We start from the raw sequence: 7,539 nt of genomic DNA on the forward strand, positions 1-7,539 counted from the left end.
GTCGACGTGCAGCCGCTGATGCCGGCGGCGGCCAGGATCACGCCGATCGCGATAAGGTTGAGTTTTGCTGGCAAGCCGCGCTCGGGTCCGGTTTGTCGGGTTGTTAAGAAATCCCTTACACCAGCGATTCAGGCCGGGCAATCGGGGCGATCAGGTGGTTTTCGGGTGGCGAGACGCGGGCGGCGATGCCATATTGTTCCGGATATGTACTGGGACGAATCCCGGATTTCGCCACTTTGCGGGAAGGAACGCATCATGGTCACGACAGCTTCGATCACGGCCGGCCACGCAGTGTTAGAAACAGTGATCGGTTTCATGGGCATTGCCTGGAGCGAAAAGGGCCTGATCCGGCTCTGCCTGCCCGAACGCAGCCGCGAAGCGGTGGAACGGCGCCTGCTGCGTCACGGTGGCGTTTCCGCTTCCACGGCGCAGCCGCCATGGGTGGTCGAGCTGATCGCAGCGATCAAGGCCTATGCGGCGGGCGAGGATGTCGATTTCTCCGCCGTACCGGTCGATCTCGACGGCGTCGACGATTTCCGCCTCGCCATTTACGACGCGGCGCGAAAACTCTCCTTCGGCGAAACCACCACCTATGGTGAGCTGGCCAAGACCGCCGGCCATGCCGGGCTCGCCCGCGAAACCGGGGCCGCCCTTGGAGCCAATCCGGTGCCGCTGGTCATCCCTTGCCATCGCATCCTTGCCGCCGGCGGCAAGATCGGCGGCTTCTCGGCGCCGGGCGGCTCGGTCACCAAGGAGAAGATGCTGGCCATGGAAGGCGTGCGCGTCGGCCCGCCGCCGCCGGCGCAGGTATCGTTCGGGTTTTGAGCGGCGGCCGGCGCTGGCAGAAGGCCTGGATCAGTACATCGGTCGCTTATTGACCGGGTTGGCGGGCACCGGCTGCATCACGTCCCAATGCTCGGCGATCTTGCCGTTTTCAACGCGAAAAATGTCCACGATGACGGTCTCCGGCATGTTACCTGCCCTCGGTTGAACGACCTGGGTCCATGACGAGGTCGCCTTCGGCGATCACCCGCTTGAAGTCGACTTTTTGTTTTGGCCAATTGGCGACACCCATGCTTTCGAGAAGCTTTTTGACCGAGTCTCGGCCATCCGTCATCGTCGGGTTATGCTGAATGTAAGCCTCGGCCCAATAGCGGTCCAGCGCGGCAAGGTCATGGTCGCCGAACAGCGCCTGATAGGCTTTCAGGACAAGCGTCCTGTTTTTTTGAGTCAATTCATGCTGTTGCAGCACCTGCTTGACCGGCTTGGTGTTTCCCGCATGCGCCGCGGCGGTGAGCGCCGCGACCGCGAAAGCGGCCGCCGCGAAGGATTTAAGTTGCAGCACGGATGTCTCCCTCGGTTGCTTCGGTGTCAGGCCAATGCGCGCGCAACGAGCACCGTATCGACATACTGCCGCATGCGGATGATCTTGCCGTCCCGCAGTTCGTAGAGATGAGCGAAGGGGGCCGTCATGGATTTTCCCGTCGCCTTATATGTACCGGAATACACGCCGAAGGCCGCCACCCGGTCGCCATCGGCAATGAAGCTGTGCACGTCGGCGTGGTATCCGATCCACTCCGAGCCGAGCCGCTTGAAGACCCCCTGCATCAGGGCCTCGATGCCGACATAGGTGCCGGCATAGGGGAATCCTTCCGCCTCGGTCCATTCGATGTCGGCGGAAAGAACGGCCAGCAGATTGCGGCCGTTCTCCTCGGAAGTTCCCTCGTAGGTTCCACGGATCAAATCGAGGTTCGTCGCCATGTCAGCCCCACTTCATCTCGCCCTTGGCGACCTTGGATCCGACATCGAGGGCGACGCCCATACCGAGGCCGGGGAAGCGGGTCTCCATGGCGGCCTTCAACGCGGCGCTGTCTGCCGCCTTGTCCAGTTCTTCCTCGAAGGTGAGGAGATAGGACTTGGTGAACTCCACCGCCGAAGGACCGATCGCGGCATCGGGGGCCATGTGGCCGGGCACCACGACAGCGGGCCTGCGGGCGGCAATCGCGTCCAGCGTCTTGATCCAGGCGGCACGGCTTTCCCTGGTCTGCGTGCCGGCGGTCCAGACGTGAACGCCCGAGAAGATCATCACCCCGCCGAAAACGGCATTGAGCGACGGCACGAACAGATAGCGGCGGTTGGCCAATCCTTCTTCCGCATTGACGATCTCTACAGTCTCGCCATCGACCGTCAGCGTTGCGCCGTCGAATGCCTCGGGGAGGACGATGTCGGAAAGCGCCTGCGGGCCATTTTCCTTCAGTTGCGGACCCCAGACGGCGAGCTTCTTCTCCACATTGCCCTTGATGGCTTCCAGCGTGGCGGAGGCAGCGATGACTTTTGCCTCCGGGAAGGCGTCCCTCACCGGCTTCAGGCCGAAGTAGTAATCGGGATCGGACTGAGTGACATAGATGGTGGTCAGCTTCTTGCCGGTGGCCTTGAGGGCATCGGCGAGCGCCTTGCCGTCCGGATAGGTGAAGCCGCCGTCGATCAACAGGGCTTCGCTCGGCCCCGACAGTAGCACCGGCGCACGGAAGAAACCGTTTGGACCCGCCGGGAAGTGTTTCCAGCCAAGCTTGGCGCCGGCGGCCTGGCCGCTGTCGATGGGCGCGAAAACGGCGGTTGCGCCGAGGGCCAATGAGGTCTTCATGATCTGTCTCCTCGTGAACATGGAATATCTCCGTTGAATGAAAGGGGATCGGGTGCGGCTACGGGCCCGCAGGGCGGACGGTAGACGGCACGGTAAGCCCTCTGGATTAATCAATAAATTGGCCGTAATAATACAAACTGTATGTTGAAAGCTTACAATGAGCCTTCGTGGTGGAATCGATAAACCTCAATCGCCTCGCCTATTTTGCCACCGTGGTCGACGCAGGTTCCTTTACCCGCGCGGCCGAGCGGCTTGGCATCACGAAAACAGTCGTCAGCCAACAAGTCGCTCGCCTCGAGGCTGAGCTGCGGACCACGCTTCTCGTGCGCACGACGCGAAGGGTCGAGCCGACGGAAGCAGGCCGTCTTCTGCATGCACGCTGCGTTCTGATCCTGCGGGATGTCGAAGAAGCGGTCGCCGAGGTTGGCGAGGCCAACGCCGAGGTGGCCGGTGTGCTGCGTGTTTCCGCGTCCAATGACTATGGCGCGATCGTGCTGGCCCCGATCGCCGCCCGCTTTCGCCAGAGATTTCCGGCCTGCGGCGTCGAACTGGTCATTTCCGATGCCATAATTGACTTGATCGGCAACAAGATCGACCTGTCCATCCGGGTTGGCTGGCTGGATGACTCCAGCCAGCAGGCGCGACGCATCGGCACCTTCCGGCAAATCCTGGTCGCGTCGCGGGATTTCGCGGCCGGGATCAGGGTGAACAAGCCGGAAGATCTTTCTTCCTTGCCGCTCGTTGCCAATGCCGTGCTTCGCAAGCCGTTCACCTGGAACTTCACCCGAGGCGATTCCGAGCCGCGCACCATCACCCTGCGCGAGGCGTTCTCCATCAACTCGACGCCCGCCGTACTGGAAGCGACGCTCGCCGGCGGCGGACTGGCAGTTCTGCCGGACTATCTGGTCGTCGACTATCTATCGCAAGGCCGCCTCGTCCACGTGCTCCCCGACTGGGCGCTGCCCTCCGGCGGCATTCACGTGGTCTATCCGGCGGCGCGCTTTCGCCCGCAAAAGGTGACGCAATTCGTGTCCATGCTCACGGAACATATCCGGGATTGAGAGCAATGGCTGCCGGTCGACAAGCGCTAGTTGTTATGGAAGAACCGCCGGCGGAAATGCCGGTCGTTGTCCGGCCGCTTGCAGTTGTAGACCGGGCAGGACTTTGTGTCGGCGCTCGGCACGTAGGCTCGTGTCCTCACCTCGCCCATGCTGCAGAATCGCTGGCTCTGCACATAGCGGTCGTAGAGCGGCAGTCCCGGCACTCGCTTCGACTGGTAGCGCAGGATGACCGCCCCCTGCCGGGCGATCGTCGCCTGAACCTTGCCGCAGCTCATACGCGTCGGGTCGTAGCGCGAGATCGCCTGAGCCTGAGCGGCGACAAGCGTCAGGCAGGCGGCAAGCAGAATGGTTTTCATGGTCCTCTCCCTGATCCGCCGCCCAGGGACGTCGCGATCCGTCGTGACGCTCTCACGCGATTGGGGCGGCCATTGGGCAGCGCCCTGATCACGGCTTTCTCACACAGTCTTGTTTTTTGTGCGAAAGCAGCCTATATGCCTTCCATTGATATTTCGGCCGATCGATCCGGGCCTCGCGATAATCGCGTTTGCTGACGTCTATCTCCAAAATCTCGATGCACACCGGCTGGACCTCGGTCCGGTCAATCTAAAGCAAATGTGAAGGACTATCTAAATGGCAACTGGAACGGTCAAGTGGTTCAACGCCACCAAGGGCTTCGGCTTCATTCAGCCTGACGCGGGCGGCGCGGACGTATTCGTCCACATCTCCGCTGTCGAGCGTGCTGGACTGTCGACCCTGGTCGAAGGCCAGAAGATCAACTTCGAGATCGAGCAGGACCGCCGCACTGGCAAGTCGTCCGCTGGATCTCTGAGCAAGGCAGCCTGATTTTGCGATAGCGCGCGCCGGGCGAGAGTTCGGGGCGCGCGGCAAGTCACGGATGTACTGACAGTCGCGCGAGAAGCGCGCTGGAGCGGAAAGACCCGACAAGCTGGATCAGCAGATAGCTGCCAGCCCGGACCGGACGCTCCCGATCAGGCTACCAAGCATGGGAAGGCGGGATTTATCCCGCCTTTTTTGCTGTCTGGGTTAGGTGGCGCAGCCTGCACTATGGTTCCAACTTGTGGTACTTTTAGCCCAGTAGTGGTACCATTCGGCCATGACCAAACTTGAGCAGATCGAAAAATCCGTCGCCGAACTGAGCCCCGAGGAACTGAAGGCGTTTGCCGCCTGGTTCGAGGCGCTCCAGGCGGATATGTGGGACCGGCAGATGGAAGCCGACGCGAAGGCGGGCCGTTTGGACAGGCTTGCCGAACAGGCGCCGGCTGACCATCGCGCTGGTCGGACGCGGCCTCTGTGAACCACGTCGCCTCTCCATCGTTCTGGGAGGCTTATGAAAAACTGCCATCGTCAATCAGAGCAAAGGCGGACAGGCGTTTTGCCCGACTGCGTTCGATCCTTTTCATCCCTCACTGCATTTCAAACAGGTCGGTCGCTATTGGTCGGCGCGAGTTGACGAAAACTATCGGGCTGTTGCCATACGCAACAATGAAGATGTGATCTGGTTCTGGGTCGGCACCCACGCCGACTACGACCATTTGTTGAAATAGCCCCTCCTTCAGGAGGAGAAGGCTACCCCACCCACTCGATCGGCACATGCCCCGGATCCGCTTCCACGCGGCCAAGCCATGCCGACACCGCCGGATAGGCGTCGAGCTGGAAACCGCCCTGCTCCGCCGTATGCGTATAGGCATAGAGCGCGATGTCGGCGACGCTGAGCGCGCTGCCGGCGAAGAAGGCATTGTTTTCCAGATGCCTGTTCATCACGCTGAGCGCCTTGTTGCCGCGCTCCAGCGTCACCGCCAGCCGCTCCGGGGTCGCATCCCCAGCACGTTCGGGAAAGGTCAGCAGCGCCTTGCGCACGGCTATGTAGGGCTCGTGGCTGTATTGTTCGAAGAAAAGCCATTGATACGCGAGCCCACGCTCATACCTGTCCGCCGGCAGGAAGCGTGTGCCTTCGGCGAGATAGAGCAGGATGGCGTTGGATTCGGCCAGCCGCCGGCCATCGTCGAACTCGAGCAGCGGCACCATGGCGTTCGGGTTCTTGGCGACAAAGTCGGCTTTGCGTGTGTCGCCTGTGTGCGAACTCACCTCGACGTTGGTGAAGGCCAGGCCAAGCTTCGCCATCAGCAGGCGCGGCTTGTAACAATTGCCGCTGTCGATCATGCCGTAAAGTATCATGGCTGTTCCCCCGAGCACTCTCTCCGCGCGATTATCGCAGCGGCGGCGGACTCAACCAATGATTTGTTTTGTCGCGACGATCAGCGCCGCTGATGTGTGAATAGTGGCGCCCCTAGCCGAACAGCGGGACGACATTGCCGCCGGTACCCAGCAGCGTGTCGATGTTCAGTGGCTCTTCCTCGAAAACGGTCCCCGCCAAGGCTGGGCGGGCGAGGAGAAAACCCTGCAGCAGGTCGACGCCGCCCTCGAGCGCGACGCGCAGATGGGTGGGCTGCTCGATGCCTTCGACCAGCACCTTGGCGCCGCGGTCATGCAAGCTGGAAACCAGCGGGCGGAAGAACCGTTCAGCGGCAGCGTGGCGACAGAACTCCGCGAACCAGGTGCCGTCGATCTTGACGATGTCGGGCTTGAGCAGGCTCACCCGCTCCTCGGTCGAGTGCCCGGTGCCGAAATCGTCGATGGCGATGCGGATGCCGTCGCGCCGCATTTCGCGCACCAGCCGCGCGAGAAGCGCGTCGTCCGCCGCCTGTTCGGTGATTTCGCAGACCAGCATGGCCGGCGCCAGGCCGAACTCGCCGAGATGCCTGGTCATCAGGCGAATCTCGGCCAGTGCCCGCCCGGCATGGTCGTTGATCAACGGATTGTAGTTGAAGAACAGGTCGAGCCCGTCGACGCCGATGTTGCGAAAATTCCTGAGATGCAGCGCCCGGCACATGGTTTCCACAAACAGCCGGTCCGAGACGGCAACGCTTTCGAAGAACATCTTTGGCGCGCCGGGGCGGCCCGCACGGTGCGGCTCGATCAGGGCTTCGGCCGCGACCGCGTGAAGGAACCGGCCGCGCGGCGCGAAAATCGGCTGATAGGCGCTGCGCAGCCGGAACTCGCCATACATGCCGTATTCGATGCCGACTTCGTCGACCCGGATCGCATCGCCGACATTGCGCCGCCGATCACCTCTCATGTCGCCACGCGGCGCCCAAAGGCCTTGACCGGCCGCGCCGAAGGCGTTGCCACGGCAGCAGCCGACGTGTCGACGGCGGCAGCGACAGGCGCCTGCCCGGCCTTGTCGAAGACGCCAAAGCTGGTCGGCGCCAATTCGGGTCGCGCCAGCACGAAACCCTGCACCATCGACGCACCCGATTTCTCGGCGAGCTCCAGTTGCCAGCCCTCCTCGATGCCTTCGAACACCGTATGGATGCCTTGCTCCTCGAAGTTCTTCACCATGGTGGTCAGCAACGCGAAGCCGGCGCCGGACTCCATCAGTTGCGTGATCCAGTAGGCATCGAACTTGACGATATCCGGCTTCAACTCCTTGACCCGGTTGATGTCGGAATCGTCGGCGCCATAATCGTCGACGGCGATGCGAAAACCGTTGGCTCTCAGTGCCGCGACGAAGCCGTGCAAGGCTTCCTGCGACGCCGATCGCTGCTCGGTCACCTCGCAGACGACGCGGCGCGGGTCGATGCCGGCCTCGTGCAGCACGAGCCGCATTTCGCGCAAGGCAGCGTCGGCAACAGTGCGTTCGGTGAACACCGACGGGTCGAAATTAACAAAGATCGACGCTTCCCGCGGCAGGCAGGCACCGGCGTTGAGAAGATGCAGCGTCCTGGTCAGCGCCTCGATATGCAGCCGGTCGGC

Annotated in this window: 11 protein-coding genes and 1 pseudogene; 5 read left to right on the forward strand and 7 right to left on the reverse strand. The window is 62.3% G+C overall.

Features of this window, described 5'->3' with window-relative positions:
• The first annotated feature begins 255 nt into the window (after positions 1-255).
• Positions 256-825, forward strand: coding sequence for a methylated-DNA--[protein]-cysteine S-methyltransferase (locus EN925_RS15165; protein ID WP_013530095.1), 570 nt, complete (start codon positions 256-258; stop codon positions 823-825).
• A 148-nt stretch (positions 826-973) separates the two neighbouring features.
• On the opposite strand, the gene EN925_RS15170 is transcribed toward EN925_RS15165, so the two are convergent.
• Genes EN925_RS15170 through EN925_RS15180 form a run of 3 tightly spaced genes read right to left on the reverse strand, consistent with a single transcriptional unit; the run spans position 974 to position 2,665 of the window.
• The gene (locus EN925_RS15170; protein WP_245460889.1) at positions 974-1,345 is read right to left on the reverse strand and encodes a nuclear transport factor 2 family protein; all 372 of its coding nucleotides are present in this window, start codon (positions 1,343-1,345) and stop codon (positions 974-976) included.
• A gap of 26 nt (positions 1,346-1,371) precedes the next feature.
• The gene (locus tag EN925_RS15175) at positions 1,372-1,761 is read right to left on the reverse strand and encodes a nuclear transport factor 2 family protein (protein WP_013530093.1); all 390 of its coding nucleotides are present in this window, start codon (positions 1,759-1,761) and stop codon (positions 1,372-1,374) included.
• Position 1,762: 1 nt separating this feature from the next.
• On the reverse strand, positions 1,763-2,665 hold the full coding sequence (locus EN925_RS15180; protein ID WP_164766182.1) for an MBL fold metallo-hydrolase: 903 nt from the start codon (positions 2,663-2,665) through the stop codon (positions 1,763-1,765).
• 149 nt (positions 2,666-2,814) lie between these two features.
• Between EN925_RS15180 and EN925_RS15185 the strand changes: the two genes are divergently transcribed.
• Positions 2,815-3,705 carry a LysR family transcriptional regulator gene (locus EN925_RS15185; protein WP_064994529.1) on the forward strand — a complete coding sequence of 297 codons (891 nt, stop codon included), beginning with the start codon at positions 2,815-2,817 and terminating at the stop codon, positions 3,703-3,705.
• A 26-nt stretch (positions 3,706-3,731) separates the two neighbouring features.
• Here the strand turns inward: EN925_RS15185 and EN925_RS15190 are convergent, their stop codons facing one another.
• Complete coding sequence (locus EN925_RS15190; protein WP_027162103.1) at positions 3,732-4,061, reverse strand: hypothetical protein; 330 nt, start codon at positions 4,059-4,061, stop codon at positions 3,732-3,734.
• 274 nt (positions 4,062-4,335) lie between these two features.
• On the opposite strand from EN925_RS15190, the gene EN925_RS15195 reads away from it, so the two are divergent.
• The 3 genes and pseudogenes from EN925_RS15195 (at position 4,336) to EN925_RS40705 (ending at position 5,270) form a co-directional block, all read left to right on the forward strand.
• Positions 4,336-4,548: a cold-shock protein gene (locus EN925_RS15195; RefSeq protein ID WP_010910991.1), complete on the forward strand. Its 213-nt coding sequence runs from the start codon at positions 4,336-4,338 to the stop codon at positions 4,546-4,548.
• 271 nt (positions 4,549-4,819) lie between these two features.
• Positions 4,820-5,020, forward strand: coding sequence for a hypothetical protein (locus tag EN925_RS15200; RefSeq protein WP_127368173.1), 201 nt, complete (start codon positions 4,820-4,822; stop codon positions 5,018-5,020).
• Positions 5,017-5,270, forward strand: a pseudogene (locus EN925_RS40705) (hypothetical protein). Before EN925_RS15200 ends, EN925_RS40705 begins: the two are co-directional and overlap by 4 nt.
• A 22-nt stretch (positions 5,271-5,292) precedes the next feature.
• On the opposite strand, the gene EN925_RS15210 reads toward EN925_RS40705, so the two are convergent.
• The 3 genes from EN925_RS15210 to EN925_RS15220 form a co-directional block, all read right to left on the reverse strand.
• On the reverse strand, positions 5,293-5,901 hold the full coding sequence (locus tag EN925_RS15210; RefSeq protein WP_127368172.1) for a glutathione S-transferase family protein: 609 nt from the start codon (positions 5,899-5,901) through the stop codon (positions 5,293-5,295).
• A 112-nt stretch (positions 5,902-6,013) separates the two neighbouring features.
• Positions 6,014-6,862, reverse strand: coding sequence for an EAL domain-containing protein (locus tag EN925_RS15215; RefSeq protein ID WP_027162105.1), 849 nt, complete (start codon positions 6,860-6,862; stop codon positions 6,014-6,016).
• Positions 6,859-7,539 (reverse strand): EAL domain-containing protein (locus EN925_RS15220; RefSeq protein ID WP_164894220.1); only part of this gene is annotated, 681 nt, incomplete at its 5' end. The genes EN925_RS15215 and EN925_RS15220, both read right to left, overlap by 4 nt.

This window comes from Mesorhizobium sp. M7A.F.Ca.US.006.04.2.1 (assembly GCF_004022915.1).
Lineage (GTDB): Bacteria > Pseudomonadota > Alphaproteobacteria > Rhizobiales > Rhizobiaceae > Mesorhizobium > Mesorhizobium ciceri.

What these genes read in the sequence shown, in the direction of transcription:
- EN925_RS15165 (WP_013530095.1), top strand. Translation starts at nt 256, where the DNA reads ATGGTCACGACAGCTTCGATCACGGCCGGCCACGCAGTGTTAGAAACA.
- EN925_RS15175 (WP_013530093.1), bottom strand. Translation starts at nt 1,761, where the DNA reads ATGGCGACGAACCTCGATTTGATCCGTGGAACCTACGAGGGAACTTCC.
- EN925_RS15180 (WP_164766182.1), bottom strand. Translation starts at nt 2,665, where the DNA reads ATGTTCACGAGGAGACAGATCATGAAGACCTCATTGGCCCTCGGCGCA.
- EN925_RS15190 (WP_027162103.1), bottom strand. Translation starts at nt 4,061, where the DNA reads ATGAAAACCATTCTGCTTGCCGCCTGCCTGACGCTTGTCGCCGCTCAG.
- EN925_RS15195 (WP_010910991.1), top strand. Translation starts at nt 4,336, where the DNA reads ATGGCAACTGGAACGGTCAAGTGGTTCAACGCCACCAAGGGCTTCGGC.
- EN925_RS15200 (WP_127368173.1), top strand. Translation starts at nt 4,820, where the DNA reads ATGACCAAACTTGAGCAGATCGAAAAATCCGTCGCCGAACTGAGCCCC.
- EN925_RS15210 (WP_127368172.1), bottom strand. Translation starts at nt 5,901, where the DNA reads ATGATACTTTACGGCATGATCGACAGCGGCAATTGTTACAAGCCGCGC.
- EN925_RS15215 (WP_027162105.1), bottom strand. Translation starts at nt 6,862, where the DNA reads ATGAGAGGTGATCGGCGGCGCAATGTCGGCGATGCGATCCGGGTCGAC.